This is a genomic window from Enterococcus faecium (assembly GCF_029023785.1).
In the GTDB taxonomy this organism is placed as follows: domain Bacteria; phylum Bacillota; class Bacilli; order Lactobacillales; family Enterococcaceae; genus Enterococcus_B; species Enterococcus_B faecium.
Window position 1 is genome coordinate 2,134,032 of the sequence record NZ_CP118955.1, and the last position, 18,213, is coordinate 2,152,244.

Below are 18,213 nucleotides of genomic sequence, written 5' to 3' on the forward strand. Positions count from 1 at the left end.
AATCTATGAATGATTTCCTATAAGGAAGTAAAGATTTTTCTGATTTTCTTTAAATGTAGTCTTGCATTTTAAAATTCTTAGTGCTACTATTATTAAGTACTTTTTGTACGGGCCGTTAGCTCAGTTGGTAGAGCAGCTGACTCTTAATCAGCGGGTCGCGGGTTCGAGCCCCTCACGGCCCATTGGGTGCCAAACCCACGGAACAGGTAAATGTTGGTGCGAAAGCATTTCGAAAACATTTACGCTGTTCTTTTTTTATTTTTCAAAATAACTAGGGCTTTTTATTTTTAACTCAAAGTCCACTGTAGCCCTTTGGACTTTGAGTTAAAAAAGAAGCATAATTATGAACAGTAAAGTTTCTAATATAACAATAATTCGAGAAGCTTTGCAAAATCATGCTGCCAATGAACTCTCTAAACATATAGGATTAAATCTAAGTACTATAAAAGGTTAAAAAGTGAAGAATATTTAATAGAAAAACTAAATTTACTTGCTGCTTTCCCCTTTTCCATTAATACAACAATCAGAGAGTGTCTTTTTTTCGAAAAAATTAGAATAAATAAAAGACACGTAGTTTTTTTATCTACATGTCTTCCATCGACTACAAGTTATCATTTCTCAAAACGTATTTAGCTTTTAATTGATTAATTCGTTTCACGTTGTCTACACATTGCCTAATTAAGATTTTCTTATTAGAAGCATCAATCCCGCAATAATACCTAAAACTCCAGGAATTACCCACAATAATGTTAAAAGAAAAAATGGAATAATAGATAAAATGAGTAAACTAATACCATAGACCACTGTTTTTTGATTTTTTCTTACTAAAAAACCTATTATGAAAATCATTATCGAAAAAACTAGGGTAATTCCTCCAAATAAAACAACATTCCCGCTTAGATTGACTAACATATCTATATCCTTACTGGTTAGTTCTGTAGTATTTAAAGTAGTTGAATCAATAGAAGATAGAAACATACCACCCATCAATGCTAAAAGACTACATAAAATCCCTGTTATTCCACTAATTAAAATCAAAATAAACTCTGTTTTTCTCTTATTCATTTAATTCTCTCCAGATTAAGTGTTTTAGAATTAGAAATTTTTTGACCATAGTTAATAGCTTCTAATGAACGAATAACAACCACTGACGTGTTAGAAAAATAATCCCCAATATGTTGTTTCTTGGGCGTGAAAGCAGCCACCAAATACCCAATTTGAAATACAAAATTTTTTAATATAAACCTACATATACACTCACGAATAAAGATAGTTTGCCAACTTAGCTCTTTTTCCTCAAAGCTCACTACTCTTATCCCAAAAATCATTTTCCCAATTGTTTGTCCTGAATTCAGCTTAGTCAAAAGTACAAAATAGGTTAAATAAATAGCTAATGACGCTATACCATAAAAAGTAATAATGGATTTGTCAGATTCCAGTCCCATGATTTTGTAAAAGAGACCTATAGTAGCATGGGTGATGATGCTAATACAAATTAAATCAATAAGAAAAGCAAAAAATCGTAACCAAAATCCCGCAAATACATAATTAGGCAAAGTTTCAATGCCACTCTTCTTATTCATTTTATAGCCCTCCATAGTAATACATTGGTTTTGGAGTATCAGAAAATCCAAGTTTTTCAAAAACTGAAATTACACGATCTGATGTAGTTGCCTTTAGCCCTTGCCATTCAGCAATCTTATTACCTAACCAAGAAGAAGCAAAGCCAGTTGTGTCATTTTTATATTCTATAACCGTCGCATCAGTTAATTTCTTCTCTTTTTTTAGGGAATCTAATGCATCTTCAGAGTAACCAATTTGATCCACCAACCCATTTTCTACTGCTTGGTTACCATCATAAATTCTTCCATCCGCAAGTTCTTTCACTGCATTAGTATCCATATTTCTTCCTTTTGCTACAACATTGACAAAACGATCATAAGCACTCATCACAAATTCCTGTATAACTTTATTCTCTTCCTCTGAAGGTTTGTGTTGAGGTGACATCATATCTTTTAATGCACCACTTTTATACGTCGCATCAGTTACGCCAAGTTTTTCTAATAAGCCAGAATAATTTAAACCAGAAATAATGACACCAATTGATCCAGTTGTTGTTTCTTCCGTAGCAAATATTTTATCTGAACCAGCAGAAATGTAGTACCCTCCACTTGCCGCTGTATTTTTAAATGCAGTATAGATAGGAATATCTAGCTTTTTAATTTTTGCCATTTCTTTAGCAATCTCAGCACTTTCATATATTCCTCCCCCAGGTGAATTTACTTCTAATAACACTCCCTTAACCGCTTTGTCTTCTTGAATTTTCTTTAGCTGTGTTAAAAAATTCTGATGGTTATATTGTTCCCTACTAAAAAGATTGCTTTCACCTGTATCTGCAATAACTCCATTGACGGATAGTTTGACAATCTTTTTATTTGATGCGCCTTCTTCTAACGTTTCTTCTGTGATTTCGTTAGATCCGTAAAAAATCTTATTTATTCCTGTTAGGGTTGTATTTGATGCTTCCTCTTTATCTTTTCCTGGAATTAGCGCGACGATAATGGATAGTAACAATAATCCGCACGCTACTCCCACAGCAATCCATCTTCTTTTATTCATATAAACTCCTCCTATATTCTTAGTAAAAATAATTATTTTTTATTTAGAAACACATCGACAATTTGTTGCCAATATGTTTTTTCTCCTACAATTAAAGACAACTCTCCAGTTAATCCATAACGAAACGGAAACGATTGAGTTGTTTTTAACGTTCCTTTCACTGCATAAAAAACACCTTTCTCAGTGGCAGTAGAATTTTCTGAAATTTCATCTAAAGTTCCGTCGATCGTAATCGGAGCCCCACCTTTTTGATCCAATTTAAAATGAACCTTCATCCCTTCTTTAATATAGGTACTTTCATTCGCAGGTAAAAGTGCTGTAAATTTCATTTTTGATTTTTCGTGGATCGGATAAATTTCTGCAAGCACTGTTCCTTTGGCTAGTTCTGCTTGTCCCTTTGTTTCTTCATTTAAATGAACCGTTCCAGATACAGGAGCTTTTAGTATTCCTTTTGAAAGTTGATCGTCCAAACTTTTGATAACTGACTGGTTCTTCTCTTGTTTTTCATTTAGCTCTGTAACTGTTTGTTTTACAGTTGTTATTGCTTGTTCTAGCTCTTGCTTTCCTTTTTCCGTTTGACTAATTCTGTCATTCTCAGAAGTAGTTGGTTTAACTAATTTAGCTTTTTCTGACTGATACTGTTCTACTTCTTTTTTTAGTTGCTCAATTTGTTCATTTATGCTTGCTGAAATTGTCAGTTTCACTTGATTTTTTTGATCATCAGAAACATTATTTAGTTGTTCTTGCCAATTCTCATAGTTTGCCATCATTTCTTTTGAAAAATCTTTTAATGATTGATTATTACTCCAAGCTACCTGTACTTGTTGCCATTCTTGTAATTTACTATCTGAACTCTCAATTTGTTTTTCTAGTTGTCTTTTTGTCTTTTCGTATACTTCTAATTGCTTTTGATCATTTAATTCACTTTGCTTCAAAGCGTAGCGGAGTGATTCTTTTTCTGACAACATGCTCTTTAATTGATTACTGTAGCCAAAACTGTCATCCGTTGAAAACAAATTTTTTCCTTTACTTATACTTTCAATAAATAGCTGAGCCATCTTTATTTGTTGAGTAATACGTTGGTTTTCTTGTTCTATCTGAGCCTTTTCATTCTCTATTAAAGAACAATCCAATCTAACCAACACATCGTCCTTATGAACAAATTGATTTTCTTTTAGGAAGTTTTCCATTATTTTAGCTTCTAATGGCACTTGTAACTTCTCTATTTTTTCGGGGTTCAATTGAGCCGTTGTCCGAATAACAACCTCTTTTTTAGCAAAGGTTAAAAACAATCCAATAATACATAAAAAAAGAATTACAGGGTATAACACCCAACGGTAGAAGCTATGATGTTGTTTAGTATAGATACTAGAATGTTCGAACCAATTATTATTCTGCATAAATTGTTTCCCTCTCCTAGATTTCCCATAATTTTTGATAGATACCATCGGCAAAACGAAGTTCATCGTGCGTTCCTTTTTCTACCAAATGCCCTTCATGGAGAACTAAAATTTGATCACATGCTTTTGCTATTGGTAAATGATGCGCAATAAAAATAATCGTTTTTTCTTTTAAATTGAGGAGATAATTCATAATTGCATGTTCTAACAAGGTATCTAATCCACTAGTTGCTTCATCTAAAATTAATATGTCCGGATTTTTTAATAAAGCCCGTGCTAAGGCTAATCGTTGTCGTTGCCCTCCTGAAAGATTATTTCCACCTTCTTCCAACAATGTCTCGTAACGTAATGGCTGTTGATTAATAAATTCATTTAGTTGGACTATCTCACAAACTTCTATTATTTGTTCGAAACTTGGTGGGCTATCTAAACCGAATATAAGATTCTCAATGATTGTTCCACTAAAGAAAAATGACTCTTGAGGCAAATATGTCACTCGATCGCGTAATATCTGAAAAGGAATGTCTAAGTGATTAATGTTTCCATAATGGATCGATCCTTCTGATGCTTCATAAAAACGAACAAATAACTTTGCAAGAGTTGATTTTCCAGAACCACTAACTCCAACTATAGCCGTTTTACTGTGCGAAGGAATTGTACATGAAATTTCGTTCAACGTTGGGGCCTTCATGCTATACGAGAATGAAACGTTTTTTACAGTGATATCTTGTTGAAATAATTGTTCAGAAAGCATATATTCAAAAGACTGGTTCGATTTTTCTGAATCAATCGCGAAAATTTCATTTAAACGATTATTTGCAACTTGAGCCGTTTGCATTTTCACTTGTAAATTAATAATGTTTTGTAAAGGATCTGTGAAAAATACTAGTAAAGCATTGTATGTGATAAGTTGACCTAGACTAATTCTATTATCCATAACAAAATAAGAACCTAGCCATAAAATTAATGCACTGCTAATTAATTGAATCAAATGTTTAATTCCTTGTTGAATATTATCAAGCGTAACCGTACGAAATGATTTTTTCATTAATTTAACAAATTCATGGTCTATACGGTTATATACTTTCTCTTCACCGCTATATGCTTTAATTGTTTCTATTCCTTTAAGACTTTCTATGATACTAGAATTTACAGCTGCACCGGCTGCCATTTCTTCCCTGTTCGATTTTTCATAGCTTTTCACGAAAGCGAATATTGCAACTACATAAAAAGGCAAAGAGCATAGAGTGATTAAAAACAACGTACTATTCTGAATAGCTAACGTAACCCCAACAAGCAACACCATACCAATATCTAAAAATATTGATAACGTAGCACTTGCTAAAGCATCAATAATCTTACTGGCATCAAGAAAACGAGAAATAATTTCCCCTGATTTTCTCGTAGCAAAAAAATTCATTGGTAAAGTTAACACATGTTTGAAATACTGAAGCATAATTGCCATACTCATTCGCTGTCCTAAAATAATAAGAAGATAACTACGACTATATTCAAACAATACCCGAAATAAATAGACAGCGATCAAGCCAATGGAAATTATATTTAAAGTTGAACGTGCTTGATTAGGGATGAAAAAATCAAGAATACCTTGAAAATAATATGAGCTTCCTATGCCAAAAAACGTAATGAAAATCGATGCTAAAACGATGTGGAATACTAATCCTTTTTGTTTCCAAATTATAGGCAAAAAAGAACTTAATCCAGCTACTTTTTCTTTAATAGGAATATAAGTTTCTCTAGGCATAGGTAATAAAAGAATACCTGTCCATTCTTTTTGAAACGCTTCAATCGTTTTTCTATTTTTTCCATTAGCGGGATCTGCAATCCATAGTACGTTTCCCTTCGTTTTATAAATTACAACGTAGTGCATATAGCTGTTATCAACCAATATATGTGCAATTAATGGTAAGATAAGATCTCTTTCTTTCCAGATCTCACTATCTGCTTGAATAGCCATACAATCAAAAGACAATTTTTCAAATGTCTTTTTCAATCCAAATGCTGAAGTACCCTCTAAATCAGTCCCAGATAGGTCCCGTAATTTATGAATCGGGATATCAGTTTTAAAATATTTTAAAATCATCGAAAGGCAAGCAACACCACAATCTTTTTCATCTTGTTGCTGCACAAAAGGAAATGATTTTATCACTTATCTAACACAACTCCTTCTAAAAAATTTTTATAGAAAAATTCTCAATATAGCTTTAATACAGTGAAAATATTGTCTCATAATTCCACAAAAACTTTGAAAACAGTTCTTGAACACTAACTTTTTCATTCCTGAATCAAATTTATTTTGGAAATTTTACTATTCAAGAATAAACTTGATAAGTTTCAGGAAGATTTTTACTGTTAATCAAATACGTATGTTACAGTAGCACCGTAAAAAATATTATTTAAAGAAGCGTGTTTAAACATGCAAAATGTAAAGGAACTAAGTATTGTGGAAATGCACAAACTGTTGGTGGAGGCAATAATGCTTGGGGAAAATTGGGGCAAGTTGTAGGTGGACTTACCACAGGGGCAGTAGGTGGTGCAGGTTTAGGAACAGCAATTTGCGGACCAGCTTGCGGTGTTGTTGGAGGGTTATATGGAGCTGTCGCTGGAGGTGCTGCAGCTGGCTGGGATGCTCGAAAAAAATAAAAAAGGAGAATAAGTAGTATGCATATTAAAAACACAAAAACAACATTTATATTATCTTCAGAAGAGTTGAAAAATATTCAAGGTGGGAGTGCCGTGGGAGTTTTAGGCACTACTTTTTCTGGGGCAACAGCAGGAGTAAAACTTTGTTCAGCCGGAGGACCTTATGCAATAGCTGCTTGTGGTGTAGGTGGAGCTTTATTAGGTGCTGGATTCAGCATGTGGACCGGTGCGTAAACAATTAAAAAATATCAAACCTCAAGATTGGTTTGTGTCGATTACGAACATAGGTATGTTCTTTATCTTTTCAAAAGTTTGGAATGGACAGAACTTTTTACTAAAGCTTCTTGTGCTAGTTTTTATAATTATATTAAATTTTTATCTTTTATTAAAGTCAGATAAAAATTCTTTGGAAATGTAATGGTAGAGATATTTTTACAAAAGGACTTGCAGCGCTGTAGTTGGTGCTGCAGGAGGACCTATTTCGGCCGTTACAGGAGGTATTGGTAATGTACTTGTCGGATGTGCATTAAAGCCTGTTCCTGCAAGTTAAATTTATAAAAACAGGAAAGTAATTATCTCAAATCCTATCAAGTACAATCATAGGATTGCACTTGACAGGACAAATTTTTTAACTAAAAAATGAAAAACACTTTCTAAAAATTAGTAGAATTTGCCAAATCTTTCGCATCTTCCACCATACATTTAATTTTAATTCCCCTTTATGGTACTTAATAAAAACAAGAAAAGAACTATTCATTTGGCCCTTTTTTGGTTCCAGACCATAGAAATATTCCTCCAGTAACTAATATTGCTGTTATGCACGTAACTAATAACAGCTATAAAAATTGGTACAACTTTAATAGGATTCAGAAAAATTTGCACTAGTGAAGGAATCTATTTTATTAGAAAAATGCAATCTCCCTAAAGAAAAAACCACTAAACAGTGCTTTCTTTCAACTTCTCCTTAATTTTTTGTGCTTTCCCTAAAGTAAAGTTTCTGGCCAACTCTGAATCAAAATATAGTGAACGTTTTTTAAAATCTATTTCTTTAACGTTAAAGATATTTACTAAACACGCTCGACTAATTCTTGTTAACATAGGATATTTCTTTTCAAGCTCACTAATTCTTCCATAAAATTCGTACTGCCCATCTTTAGTACACAATGATAATCTATGTGGTAATTTTGAAGCTTCTACAAAATAAATGTCATTTATATCAAAAGTAAATGTTTGAGAACCTATGGAAAAAACAAATGCTTGATTCGTAACCTGTTTTGTTGCATCTATCCTTTCTTGCGCTAATAACAATAACTCAACAATCTCGTTTCGATACTCATCTAGTGTTTGATCTTTTGTTACAAATCCTAACGTTTCAACTCTTCTTTTTATTGTTACGGGTAACATCTCATCATGAGTAGTTGTAAAAATGATTTTTGCTTGAACATCATATTTTCTGATTACTTCTGCTAATTCTATACCGTTAACTTCATGATTTAAATCAATATCTAAGAAATATATTCCTTGCTTTGGTCGGAATTGTTTGAGGTATTTTTTAACTTCTAACGGACTTTGTGTTTTCAATACTATCTTAAATACTTTATCGTGAAAAAGAATGAAATTATCAATAATTCGTTCTAACTGATTTAATTGTATAATTTGATCTTCACATAATATTATTGGATAACTCATAAATCCTCCTTCCCTCAAAACAACAAAATAACTTGAGTAGTAAATTGATACGGATCGTTTTGATAGTTCACAAACATATTGGGATTCTTTTTATTGATTTCCTCTATACTAGATAAACCTAACCCTTGATGTCCCTTTTTTGTTGTTATTCCTTTTTTCATTAGAGTATCTATAGAGAGTAGTATCTCTCTACAACTATTCGATATCGAAATTTCTATCTGTTTATCATCTCGGTAAATAGCTAGAGACAGTTCTCTATCTTGACTCTCTATAGATGCTTCAATTGCATTATCGAGAATAATTCCAAGCACCCTAATACAGTCAAATATTGGAACAGGAACTTCAATAATAGTACTTGGACATTCGAATTTACAACAAATCTTATTGTTATTTGCTTGGTATAGCTTCGCTATCAACAAACTTTTCAAATATTCATTTTTTATATTTTTTAAATAACGATATTCAAACTTATTGGTTAGATAAGAATTAGAATAGATCTCTAATTCTTTTATTTCTTTTTCCAATATCGAATCATGGTTTTGATTAGCGATTTCTTTTAAACTCAGCAATAAATTTTTATAGTCATGTCTAAATCTGGCAAATTTTTCTTGATCTTTTTCCAGTGAATCAGTATATTTTTTTAGATAAACCAATTCTTTTCTTTTCAATTGCTGTTCATATTGTTCTCGTTGCCTAATAGTTATTCTAATAAATAAAAATAGAACAACAAACATTTGAATGATTAAAAATATTAAGACACCAAACACAAAATGATCAAATACTTGATATTGATGAGCAACATAAGAAACAAATAAACCAATTGTAAGTAAATAAATCATGAATATAGCAGTAAGTTTAGAACTGGACTGTTCAACAATCCTATTTATAGCTAATTTTCTATATAACCAAATAAACATCAGCAAAAACAAAGAATCAAGCATTATCTGGAATACTACATAACCATACCCTTTTATCCCTTCAAATGAAAACATATACGTCATAACCATGGAAGTAATAATAGATCTGAAATCATCAATAAGCATACATAATAGTAATTTATTTAAAAGCACTATATTAGTTTTCTTCTTTTCCTTTAATATAAAATAACTTCCGATTATAGGTATAGCTGCGGAAACATCAGTAAATAATTCAACAAAAAAAGTGAGTGGTATCAATAAACATACAAAAAGATATTTTCTTTTGTTAAGATCAGTATTAGTCATATAAAATAAGAGAAAAAAGAAAAAGTTTCCCACGAACATTCTTAATAGATAAGCTTTTGTATCGATAGTAATCAAGAGATCCCCTCCTGATTTTAGGATATCATAAAAAAAATTTTAGTTACACTTTTTAAATAATGAAAAAACACATTCCACTAAATTTGATGCCGGTTTTCCTTGAGGTTTTGTTCCAGCACCTCCTTTAATTTTTTTAAGCTCTTGATCTGAACATTGTTTAGCATTTAGTCTATTTTTTTCTTCCATTACGATTCCCCCTACAAACTATAAATACTTTTATGTCACTGATTCAATATACCTATTTTTCTAATCAAAAAATTTTGAGACATATTTAATATTATAAGTATCATTAAAATTGAGATTTATCTCCATAATCTGCTCGATATAAACCATTTATTCCAGCAGTTCTTCCAATTTCACTCAAATTTCTTATTAATTCCTCTTGATATTCAGTGAATCTTATTTTATTAGTATAAGCAGTAAAATATAGATAATTCACCAATCTATTTATTAAAGGACCGGGATCTAATTCATATTTTTGTTTTTCTAATTTTAAATATACCTTTTGTAAAACCTCAAGAATATCAGAATATTTAGGATCTTTACTTATAGATATATCATTATATAATTCATGAACAATTTGCTTAGCATTTTTTTTCATTTTAGCACTTCCCTGGAATTGCTCCACCTAAAAAACCACCTATAGACATTCCTGCAATACAAGTAGTTGCCTTGGCCCAATCGACCGTACATTTATTTTTAGTGCAATACACTCCATTTCCATAATATTTTCCACTATGAGTGGTACCCCCATAGATAAGTTGTGTCTCTTTAATAGACAAAATTTTTAAATGTTTCATAATCTAATCACCCCTAAATTAATGTTTTTAGACTATTATTCTAACATTCATTAAATTTCAAAAAACAATTCCTTCTTGAAACGTAGCAAAATAATTCCTGAATAAGAATTTAATCACTTTTAAGTATATAAACTATGTATATTCTTTAATATTTTTTGAGAATGCACTTCGTACATAATAAACTTTAATCACATTAGTCTTTCATACCTACGATCGATCTCTTTGACTCGCACCCATAAATTCATAATAGTTTGTCGGCGTCTTTGGACGTTTCGAAGATGAGCTACGCATTCTCTTTTTTTATAGACAAAAAAGATAGAGACGAACATGGAGCTTCCAAATTTGGATATTTGATCCAATTTTGGAAGCTCCATTTATTTCGTGTCTGTCTTTTTATTTTTTCCAGCTTTCGACTAATTCTTGGTTCTCTTTGATCCAGTCTTTTGCTGCTTGCTGTGGATCTTTTCCATTGTTGATTTCCAACATAACTTTTTCCATATCTTTTTCTGACCAATGGAAATTGTCTAATACTTTGTAAGCTTCTGGCTGGTCTTCTTTCAATCCTTTTCGAACCATCGTATGGATCTGCTCTTCGCTTCCCATTCCGTTTTCAGGATCTTCTAAGTATTTCAGATCATATTTGGCAAACATCCAATGAGGTGTCCATCCTGTAACTACAATTGGTTCGTGTTTTTTGATCGCTTGACCTAGTGCAACGGTCATTGCTCCTGAAGAAGATGTCTCTACTTTCCAGTCTTTCAAGTTGTCATATTTTTGGATCGTGTTTTCAGCAGCCGTAACTACACCAGCTCCTGGCTCGATTCCTATGATTTTCTTACCTGCCTGATCGGTTAACTCATCGATCGAATTTACATCCATGTAGGCTGGCACTGCTAAACCAACTTTTGCTCCTGTCAAATTGGCACCTAGGTCTTCGACTTGATCTTTATATTGTGCATATTGTGAACCATGAGTTTTAGGTAGCCAAGCTGAAACCATGGCATCTGACTCGCCATTTGAAACAGATTTCCACATGATTGAATTATCTAATGGCGTCATCGTTACATCATAGCCCATTTGTTTCAATACTTCACCGACTACATTTGTTGAAGCAACTTCTGTATCCCATTCAACATAAGATAAGTTGATACGTTTTGTTTCTTTGGCAGATGAAAAACTCCCTATACCAATCGCACCTAAGATCACTACTACTACAGCACCAATGATCAGTCCTTGACGTTTTTTACTTTTCTGTGTTGTTGCTCCTGCAGCTTTTTTATTGTTTGGCTGGTTCAAATGCTGTGTAAAACGGTCAATGATGATTGCTAAGATAACTAATGCAACCCCGTTGACAAATCCATTCCCGACTTGTGCTCTTTGCAATGCTGATAATACGCCGCGTCCTAAGCCGGGTGCACCGATCATAGAGGCAATAACGACCATTGAAAGTGACAGCATTGTTGTTTGATTGATCCCTGCCATGATCGTACTTTTAGCTAAAGGCAATTCTAGTTTGAATAGTTTTTGACGACTTGTGCTCCCGAATGAATCAGAAGCTTCTACTAATTCTTTAGGAACTTGTCGAATCCCTAAATTCGTAAAACGAACGGTTGGTGGCAGAGCAAAGATGACTGAGGCAAATACCCCTGGAACCATCCCGATACCGAAAAATGCAACTGCTGGAATCAAATAAACGAATCCTGGCATTGTCTGCATAAAGTCAAGGATCGGTTTGATAATACTTTGGGCTTTACTGCTTTTTGCCATCAAGATCCCTAATGGTACCCCAATGATGATCGAGATCACACTAGATAAAAGAACAAGTGTGACAGTATTCATCAAATCATTCCATAGACCTTGGTTATAAATAAACCATAGACCGATTAATGTGAACAACGTAAGTCCTGGACGTTTCTTAGAAATAAAGAAAGCTGCTACCGTCAATAACAAGATAAACAAAGGAGCTGGAATCACTAACAGTAAATTTGTAATCCCCGACATCACTGCCTGTCCAATCGTTTGTAAAAATGAAAATAGGCCAGAAAAAGTTGTCGTAAACCATTCTGTGATATTTTCTACCCAGTTTGCCACTGGTAATTGATAGTTCAATAGATTATTCATGTTCACTCACCTCGCTTGTTTCTGCTAATGCTTCAATCACACTACCTCGGATGACGACACCTTTTAATTTTCCATCCTCTACAACTGCAAGTGGAGTCGGTGAGTCATAAATAATATTGAAAATATCACTTACCACCATGTCTTTCCCAATCACCGTCACATTTTCATCTAGGAAGTCGATCAATGGACGTTTTTGCTTCCTAGCTTCTAACGCTTGATCTGCAGTGATGATCCCTTTCAGGTGTCTCTTTCTGTCAACAGCCATCAGCATGCTGACTTCTTCATTACGCATCCTTGTCAATGCAACGTTTGGTCCATCAGATTCGATATTCGTCGTCAATGCAGGTACCATGATGTTTTGAGCCGTAAGCACTTTGGAACGATCGACTTCTTCCACAAATTCACGTACATAATCATTTGCTGGATTGGTCAATATTTCTTCACCTGTTCCGATCTGCATGATTTCGCCGTCTTTCATCAAGGCGATTCTGTCCCCAATCCGTAAAGCTTCATTCAAATCATGGGTAATGAAAATAATCGTTTTTTGAACATTGGCTTGCAGGTCCAGTAATTCGTCTTGCATTTCTCGCCGGATCAGCGGATCAAGAGCCGAGAACGCTTCGTCCATCAGCAAGATCTCAGGATCATTTGCTAAAGCTCTGGCTAGGCCAACCCGTTGTTGCATCCCACCAGATAACTGACTAGGATATTGGTCTTTAAATGAAAGCAAACTAGAATTTTCTAATGCTTTTTCTGCTTTTTCTTGTCGTTCTTCTTTAGGTACACCACGGACTTCTAACCCGTATTCTGTATTTTCCAAGATCGTTCGATGTGGAAACAGACCGAAGTTTTGGAAAACCATATTGATTTTATGACGACGGACTTCTCGCAATTCTTCTTTGCTTAACTTCGATACATCTTCTCCATCAATATAGATACTGCCCGAAGTTGGCTCAATCAGACGATTCAATAGACGGATCAATGTGGATTTCCCACTCCCGGAAAGCCCCATGATCACGAAGATTTCTCCTTCTTTTACGTCAAAATTCACGTCATACACACCAACCGTTGCACCGGTTTTCTTTAAAATCTCCGTTTTCGGCTGGTGATCATTCATCATATCTAAAGCGGCTTGTGTCTTTTTACCAAATATCTTTGTTAAATGTTTTACTTCTACTTTTACCAAACAAATTCTCCTTTTTTATGTAAATTCATTTTTCTTTCTGAAAAAAGTGACCACACTATGTTAACATCATGTAGTCACTTTGTCAAAAATGAAAGAAATTTGCTTGTCCAAACTGAAAAAAACTTGGCTAAATCTTTGTAAATAAAAGGTTTAGCCAAGTTAATATTTTTTTAATATTTCACACAATCATTCTGCAAGCTGATGCTCCGGGTAAAAAAAGTTTGTCATACGCTGTAGTGTATATTCATTTCCAATAAAATGAACGATGTCCCCTGCCGTAAATTTAGCATAGGGGCCAGGTGAAACAAGCAGTTCTTCATTATGAGAAATTGCGATAACTGTGGCGCCAGTCGCCTGCCAGATATTCAACTCGCTAATTGAACGGTCCAGATGCATTGCTTTTTCTGATAAAGATAATTCAAACGGAAGTAAAGGATTCATCTTATGTATTCGCTTCGTTTGATTGACCAGCTGATCCAATAATTGAGAAAAATGATTCAGCTCATCTTGTTGCTTCTCCACACTTGCCATGATTTCTGCTTTTGTATCTTGGATGGATTGTACATCTTGATATTGCAATAGGAAATCTTTTGCTTTTTCCTTCGAAGCAACAAATGCCCCACTTCCATGCCGTACTTCCATGATTCCAAGATCTACCAGCACATTGATAGCCTTGCGGGTAGTCTCAGGAGAAGCATTGTACGTACTGGCAAGTGTTGAGCGGGCATGGATCTTCTCACCCACTTTATATCGGTTTTCAACGATACGTTCGGCTAAATCAACAGCAATCTGCTGGTAGCGCGGGCGGACGATTTTTTTCTTTCCAGACATTTTCTTTCCTCTTTCTTTTTTTACTTTCCCTCATCTTACTATGCTCTAGCAAAATAAGCAAAAAAGGGGAGAATAGCCTCTTGCAACGACTGATCATCGCTTGATCTGTTCCTTTTTTACTGGGCAAGCTGTTTGACAGTCATCACAATTCTTACCGGATTTTAAACGAGTATAGACAATTGCGCCTGCACTTCCAAAGATTAACACACTTAATAAGAATGTCGCCATCCTATTCCTCTCCTTCTAATGACAATATAGTATAAAACTGGTTCTTGGATTTTGGCTGACGGAACAAAACATAAACGAGTCCTATCATCAGTAAAATAGCAAGATACGTCCCTAACGCTACCTGTCCACCCTCCAATAAGTGTCCCAACTGATAAATCACAAAACTAACTAAATAAGCTAAACCGCATTGATAGCCTATGGCGATCCAAGTCCATTTCTTGGCATTCATTTCCCGATGGATAGCCCCAATTGCCGCAAAACAAGGCGCACAAAGTAAATTGAAGGCTAACAATGAATAAGCTGCTGCGGGAGTATATGTGTGTTGTAGCACTTGCCAGATTTCTCTGCCATTTTCGGATACTTCCGCATGACCAAACAAAATACCAAATGTGCCAATAATATTTTCTTTAGCGACCAATCCTGTAATCGCTGCGACTGTTCCTTGCCAGTTTCCCCAACCAAGCGGCTGAAAAACAACTGCCAGGATTCGCCCGAAAAAGGCTAAGATACTTTGGTCTTCAGAAACAGGTTGAGCATAAAAATTATAAGAAGAGCTGAACCAGATCACGATACTAGAAACAAAGATAATCGTTCCTGCTTTTTTAACAAAAGACTTGCTGCGGTCATAGGTTTGTCTTAGGACCGCTGACCATTGAGGAAAATGATATGCGGGCAATTCCATGATAAAAGGAGCTGTATCTCCAGCAAACAAACGTGTTTTTTTCAAGCTGATTCCAGAGAAAATAATTGCAGTCATACCAAGAAAATAGGCAGAAGGAGCTACCCAAGATTGATGAGGAAAAAAGGCCCCTGCTACTAAGGCAATAATCGGCAACTTTGCAGAACAAGGCATGAAGGTTGTGACCATGATCGTCAAACGACGATCTTGCTCGTTTTCAATCGTGCGACTGGCCATGACGCCTGGCACTCCACATCCTGTAGCAATCAGCATAGGAATGAAGGATTTTCCTGAAAGACCGAATTTCCTGAAAAGTCGATCCATGACAAAAGCGATCCTCGCCATATATCCGCAGTCTTCCAGAAAGCTCAAGCATAAAAACAATATAATCAATTGCGGTAGAAATCCTAACACTGCTCCCACGCCTGCGATGATGCCGTTCAAGATCAGCTCCTGCATCCATCCCGCTACTTGCCATTCAGCTAACAATCTGCCAACATGTTCTGGTAACCATGTACCAAACAATGTGTCATTGATCCAATCTGTCCCCATTGTTCCTACTGTTTGAATAGCCAGATAATAGATCAGCCACATCACAAATGCGAAGATCGGCAAGGCTAACCAACGATTCGTTGCAATCTGATCGATTTTGTCACTCATCGATAATTGGAAAGAATCATTTGACACAACACAGAGTGTACATAGTTGGGTAATAAATTCATAACGTTCATTGACCAGAATCGTCTCACTATCGTCGTCCAATAGTTTCTCTGTTAACTGGATCAGTTGCTCGATCTCTTTTTGCTGAGAAACTGCTATCTCGTAATCCTCTCTTACCTTCTGATCTCGTTCAAAATATTTCATTGCATACCAGCGTTTCTTGCCGCTTTGTTCTCCTAGTACATCTTCAATTTCATGTAAAGCTGCTTCTAAACGTGGATCATATGTACAGGGAACAGGAATAGAAGGCCGCTTTTTTGCAGACTCCTGAATCTTTTCGATTAGTTTTTCGATTCCTTGCTTTTTCAATACGCTGATTGGTAAAACTGGTACACCAAGACCATAGGAAAGCTTTTCTAGATTGATTTTTTTTCCTTCTTTTTTGATGACATCCATCATATTCAGACCAATGATCATAGGAATGTCTAAATCCAATAACTGCGTAGTTAAATAAAGATTTCGTTCTAAATTGGTAGCATCAATAATGTTGATGATCAGTTCAGGCTGTTCCTGAACCAAATAATCTCTTGCAATCACTTCTTCTGGTGTATAAGGAGACAAAGAATAGATGCCGGGTAGGTCCTGAATATGAATGTTCGGATTTTTTTTCAACGATCCTTCTTTTTTTTCTACTGTTACGCCCGGCCAATTCCCTACATATTGATTCGAACCAGTCAAGAGATTGAACAAGCTAGTTTTCCCGCTGTTTGGATTTCCGACTAACGCGATATTCATTCTTTTTCCTCCCTTTGTATCAAGATTAGTTCGGCCTCTGACTTTCGTAACGTCAGTTCATACCCTCGCACTGTCAGTTCGATTGGATCTCCCAGAGGGGCTAGTTTTCGGATAACTATTTTTACATTTCGCGTCAATCCCATATCCATTAACCGTCGCTTCACTGCGCCTTGTCCGTGGATTGCTACGACGATCCCAGTCTCTCCTGCTTTTAATTGATCAAGAGAAGTCCAGCTTTCAGAGGAAGCAGTCTTTTTATTGACAAAGATTTGACCTAGTATTTCCCGACTTACTGCCACTCGATGACTTTTTACCAGTAAAATGGCATTGTTGCCTGATAAATTGACGACGACGATTTTACTTCCGGCAACGATCCCGATATTTTGCAAATGGCGTTTTGTTTTTTCTTCTGTTTCGATTCGTTCGACTTGATAAACGAAATTCTGCTTTGCCTGCGCTAAGGTCTGCATATTGATTCCTCTCTTGTGAAATAAATCATGTATTAAAATCATTCATTATATGTTCTAATTTTCTTACGTGTTACGCAAATAAATGAGAATCATTCTCACATAGAATACTCTCGGTAATTGAGAATGTCAATTATACTTGTGATATTATGAGCGAATCTTTAGTATTGATAGATAAAAATGAGAAAAAAATATTTCTTCATAGTTTTCCACAATTTTTTCTCTATTAAATTTGCTATTTTCCCACACGATACTTGTTTTCAGCTCTTTTTTCAAAAACACAAAACTTAGTATTCCACAGTTTCCACAACACAATATGTAGTGTTTGTTGTTTGACTTTTTTACTAAGAGTTTTATACTATCTATTATAGATAATAAGAATGTGTTAGAGGAGGCACTCACCATGAACGTAAAAATCTTTTCTAAAAATAATTGTATGCAATGTAAGATGGTCAAACGGTTTTTAACAGAAAATCAAATTGCTTTTGAAGAAGTCAATATCGATGAACAGCCTGAAGCAGTAGACTGGTTGAAAGCACAAGGATTCCAAAGTGTTCCTGTCATTACTTCTGATGCAGAAACAGTTATCGGATTCCGTCCTGATCAGTTGCGTAAACTTGCCAGCTAACATGACTAAAAGAATCAAAACGTGATACATGGATTTGAAGGGCTTGAGACAGCACCAGTTTTTGTCGCAAACTTCCAAATCCTTTTTTAAAGCTTAAAAACAATGCAATGATTTGCAATCAAGCATCATCAAATACGAAATGAAGGTT

Annotated in this window: 19 protein-coding genes and 1 tRNA gene; 4 read left to right on the forward strand and 16 right to left on the reverse strand. The window is 34.7% G+C overall.

The window, feature by feature from the left end:
* The first annotated feature begins 109 nt into the window (after positions 1 to 109).
* Positions 110 to 182, forward strand: a tRNA-Lys gene (locus tag PYW34_RS10400).
* A 496-nt stretch (positions 183 to 678) separates the two neighbouring features.
* On the opposite strand, the gene PYW34_RS10405 is transcribed toward PYW34_RS10400, so the two are convergent.
* Genes PYW34_RS10405 through PYW34_RS10425 form a run of 5 tightly spaced genes read right to left on the reverse strand, consistent with a single transcriptional unit; the run spans position 679 to position 6,189 of the window.
* Complete coding sequence (locus tag PYW34_RS10405; RefSeq protein ID WP_002294609.1) at positions 679 to 1,065, reverse strand: DUF4064 domain-containing protein; 387 nt, start codon at positions 1,063 to 1,065, stop codon at positions 679 to 681.
* Positions 1,062 to 1,583, reverse strand: a complete 522-nt coding sequence (locus tag PYW34_RS10410) for an RDD family protein (protein WP_002294608.1) — start codon at positions 1,581 to 1,583, stop codon at positions 1,062 to 1,064. The genes PYW34_RS10405 and PYW34_RS10410 overlap by 4 nt, the downstream gene beginning before the upstream one ends.
* 1 nt (position 1,584) lies before the next feature.
* Complete coding sequence (gene sppA, locus PYW34_RS10415) at positions 1,585 to 2,619, reverse strand: signal peptide peptidase SppA (protein WP_002294607.1); 1,035 nt, start codon at positions 2,617 to 2,619, stop codon at positions 1,585 to 1,587.
* Between the two features lie 32 nt (positions 2,620 to 2,651).
* A complete protein-coding gene (locus PYW34_RS10420) occupies positions 2,652 to 4,067 on the reverse strand; it encodes an HlyD family secretion protein (protein ID WP_002348772.1) in 1,416 nt (471 codons plus the stop codon).
* On the reverse strand, positions 4,036 to 6,189 hold the full coding sequence (locus tag PYW34_RS10425) for a peptide cleavage/export ABC transporter (protein WP_002294605.1): 2,154 nt from the start codon (positions 6,187 to 6,189) through the stop codon (positions 4,036 to 4,038). The genes PYW34_RS10420 and PYW34_RS10425 overlap by 32 nt, the downstream gene beginning before the upstream one ends.
* A gap of 257 nt (positions 6,190 to 6,446) precedes the next feature.
* Here PYW34_RS10425 and PYW34_RS10430 point away from each other — a divergent pair, with 257 nt between their 5' ends.
* On the forward strand, positions 6,447 to 6,683 hold the full coding sequence (locus PYW34_RS10430) for a hypothetical protein (protein ID WP_002303465.1): 237 nt from the start codon (positions 6,447 to 6,449) through the stop codon (positions 6,681 to 6,683).
* 18 nt (positions 6,684 to 6,701) lie between these two features.
* A complete protein-coding gene (locus tag PYW34_RS10435) occupies positions 6,702 to 6,917 on the forward strand; it encodes a Blp family class II bacteriocin (RefSeq protein WP_002294603.1) in 216 nt (71 codons plus the stop codon).
* A gap of 702 nt (positions 6,918 to 7,619) precedes the next feature.
* On the opposite strand, the gene PYW34_RS10440 is transcribed toward PYW34_RS10435, so the two are convergent.
* The 11 genes from PYW34_RS10440 to PYW34_RS10490 all read right to left on the reverse strand — a co-directional run bounded on the left by PYW34_RS10440 (position 7,620) and on the right by PYW34_RS10490 (position 17,440).
* Entirely contained in the window at positions 7,620 to 8,372 is a 753-nt protein-coding gene (locus tag PYW34_RS10440; RefSeq protein WP_002294602.1) for a response regulator transcription factor, read from the reverse strand.
* 14 nt (positions 8,373 to 8,386) lie between these two features.
* A complete protein-coding gene (locus PYW34_RS10445; protein ID WP_002348775.1) occupies positions 8,387 to 9,634 on the reverse strand; it encodes a sensor histidine kinase in 1,248 nt (415 codons plus the stop codon).
* A gap of 75 nt (positions 9,635 to 9,709) precedes the next feature.
* Positions 9,710 to 9,856, reverse strand: coding sequence for an EntF family bacteriocin induction factor (locus tag PYW34_RS10450; RefSeq protein WP_002294600.1), 147 nt, complete (start codon positions 9,854 to 9,856; stop codon positions 9,710 to 9,712).
* A 103-nt stretch (positions 9,857 to 9,959) separates the two neighbouring features.
* On the reverse strand, positions 9,960 to 10,271 hold the full coding sequence (locus PYW34_RS10455) for a bacteriocin immunity protein (protein WP_002305452.1): 312 nt from the start codon (positions 10,269 to 10,271) through the stop codon (positions 9,960 to 9,962).
* A 1-nt stretch (position 10,272) separates the two neighbouring features.
* Positions 10,273 to 10,470: a class II bacteriocin gene (locus tag PYW34_RS10460; RefSeq protein WP_002304799.1), complete on the reverse strand. Its 198-nt coding sequence runs from the start codon at positions 10,468 to 10,470 to the stop codon at positions 10,273 to 10,275.
* Between the two features lie 393 nt (positions 10,471 to 10,863).
* Positions 10,864 to 12,591 carry an ABC transporter permease/substrate binding protein gene (locus PYW34_RS10465; RefSeq protein WP_002287807.1) on the reverse strand — a complete coding sequence of 576 codons (1,728 nt, stop codon included), beginning with the start codon at positions 12,589 to 12,591 and terminating at the stop codon, positions 10,864 to 10,866.
* On the reverse strand, positions 12,584 to 13,777 hold the full coding sequence (locus PYW34_RS10470; protein ID WP_002287805.1) for a quaternary amine ABC transporter ATP-binding protein: 1,194 nt from the start codon (positions 13,775 to 13,777) through the stop codon (positions 12,584 to 12,586). Before PYW34_RS10470 ends, PYW34_RS10465 begins: the two co-directional genes overlap by 8 nt.
* Before the next feature lie 186 nt (positions 13,778 to 13,963).
* The gene (locus PYW34_RS10475; RefSeq protein WP_002287801.1) at positions 13,964 to 14,608 is read right to left on the reverse strand and encodes a GntR family transcriptional regulator; all 645 of its coding nucleotides are present in this window, start codon (positions 14,606 to 14,608) and stop codon (positions 13,964 to 13,966) included.
* 93 nt (positions 14,609 to 14,701) lie between these two features.
* Positions 14,702 to 14,836 (reverse strand): hypothetical protein, encoded by a 135-nt coding sequence (locus tag PYW34_RS10480; RefSeq protein ID WP_002290587.1) that lies wholly within the window; start codon positions 14,834 to 14,836, stop codon positions 14,702 to 14,704.
* A gap of 1 nt (position 14,837) precedes the next feature.
* Positions 14,838 to 16,970 carry a ferrous iron transport protein B gene (gene feoB, locus PYW34_RS10485; protein WP_002287799.1) on the reverse strand — a complete coding sequence of 711 codons (2,133 nt, stop codon included), beginning with the start codon at positions 16,968 to 16,970 and terminating at the stop codon, positions 14,838 to 14,840.
* Entirely contained in the window at positions 16,967 to 17,440 is a 474-nt protein-coding gene (locus tag PYW34_RS10490) for a FeoA family protein (protein ID WP_002287797.1), read from the reverse strand. The genes feoB and PYW34_RS10490 overlap by 4 nt, the downstream gene beginning before the upstream one ends.
* A 400-nt stretch (positions 17,441 to 17,840) precedes the next feature.
* Between PYW34_RS10490 and nrdH the strand changes: the two genes are divergently transcribed.
* Positions 17,841 to 18,065, forward strand: coding sequence for a glutaredoxin-like protein NrdH (gene nrdH, locus PYW34_RS10495; RefSeq protein WP_002287795.1), 225 nt, complete (start codon positions 17,841 to 17,843; stop codon positions 18,063 to 18,065).
* Positions 18,066 to 18,213: the final 148 nt, after the last annotated feature.

Excerpts from the sequence above, each read along its gene's own strand:
- PYW34_RS10405 (WP_002294609.1), bottom strand. The coding sequence starts at position 1,065 with ATGAATAAGAGAAAAACAGAGTTTATTTTGATTTTAATTAGTGGAATA.
- PYW34_RS10410 (WP_002294608.1), bottom strand. The coding sequence starts at position 1,583 with ATGAATAAGAAGAGTGGCATTGAAACTTTGCCTAATTATGTATTTGCG.
- sppA (WP_002294607.1), bottom strand. The coding sequence starts at position 2,619 with ATGAATAAAAGAAGATGGATTGCTGTGGGAGTAGCGTGCGGATTATTG.
- PYW34_RS10420 (WP_002348772.1), bottom strand. The coding sequence starts at position 4,067 with ATGGTATCTATCAAAAATTATGGGAAATCTAGGAGAGGGAAACAATTT.
- PYW34_RS10435 (WP_002294603.1), top strand. The coding sequence starts at position 6,702 with ATGCATATTAAAAACACAAAAACAACATTTATATTATCTTCAGAAGAG.
- PYW34_RS10440 (WP_002294602.1), bottom strand. The coding sequence starts at position 8,372 with ATGAGTTATCCAATAATATTATGTGAAGATCAAATTATACAATTAAAT.
- PYW34_RS10445 (WP_002348775.1), bottom strand. The coding sequence starts at position 9,634 with ATGTTCGTGGGAAACTTTTTCTTTTTTCTCTTATTTTATATGACTAAT.
- PYW34_RS10450 (WP_002294600.1), bottom strand. The coding sequence starts at position 9,856 with ATGGAAGAAAAAAATAGACTAAATGCTAAACAATGTTCAGATCAAGAG.
- PYW34_RS10455 (WP_002305452.1), bottom strand. The coding sequence starts at position 10,271 with ATGAAAAAAAATGCTAAGCAAATTGTTCATGAATTATATAATGATATA.
- PYW34_RS10460 (WP_002304799.1), bottom strand. The coding sequence starts at position 10,470 with ATGAAACATTTAAAAATTTTGTCTATTAAAGAGACACAACTTATCTAT.
- PYW34_RS10465 (WP_002287807.1), bottom strand. The coding sequence starts at position 12,591 with ATGAATAATCTATTGAACTATCAATTACCAGTGGCAAACTGGGTAGAA.
- PYW34_RS10475 (WP_002287801.1), bottom strand. The coding sequence starts at position 14,608 with ATGTCTGGAAAGAAAAAAATCGTCCGCCCGCGCTACCAGCAGATTGCT.
- PYW34_RS10480 (WP_002290587.1), bottom strand. The coding sequence starts at position 14,836 with ATGGCGACATTCTTATTAAGTGTGTTAATCTTTGGAAGTGCAGGCGCA.
- feoB (WP_002287799.1), bottom strand. The coding sequence starts at position 16,970 with ATGAATATCGCGTTAGTCGGAAATCCAAACAGCGGGAAAACTAGCTTG.
- PYW34_RS10490 (WP_002287797.1), bottom strand. The coding sequence starts at position 17,440 with ATGCAGACCTTAGCGCAGGCAAAGCAGAATTTCGTTTATCAAGTCGAA.
- nrdH (WP_002287795.1), top strand. The coding sequence starts at position 17,841 with ATGAACGTAAAAATCTTTTCTAAAAATAATTGTATGCAATGTAAGATG.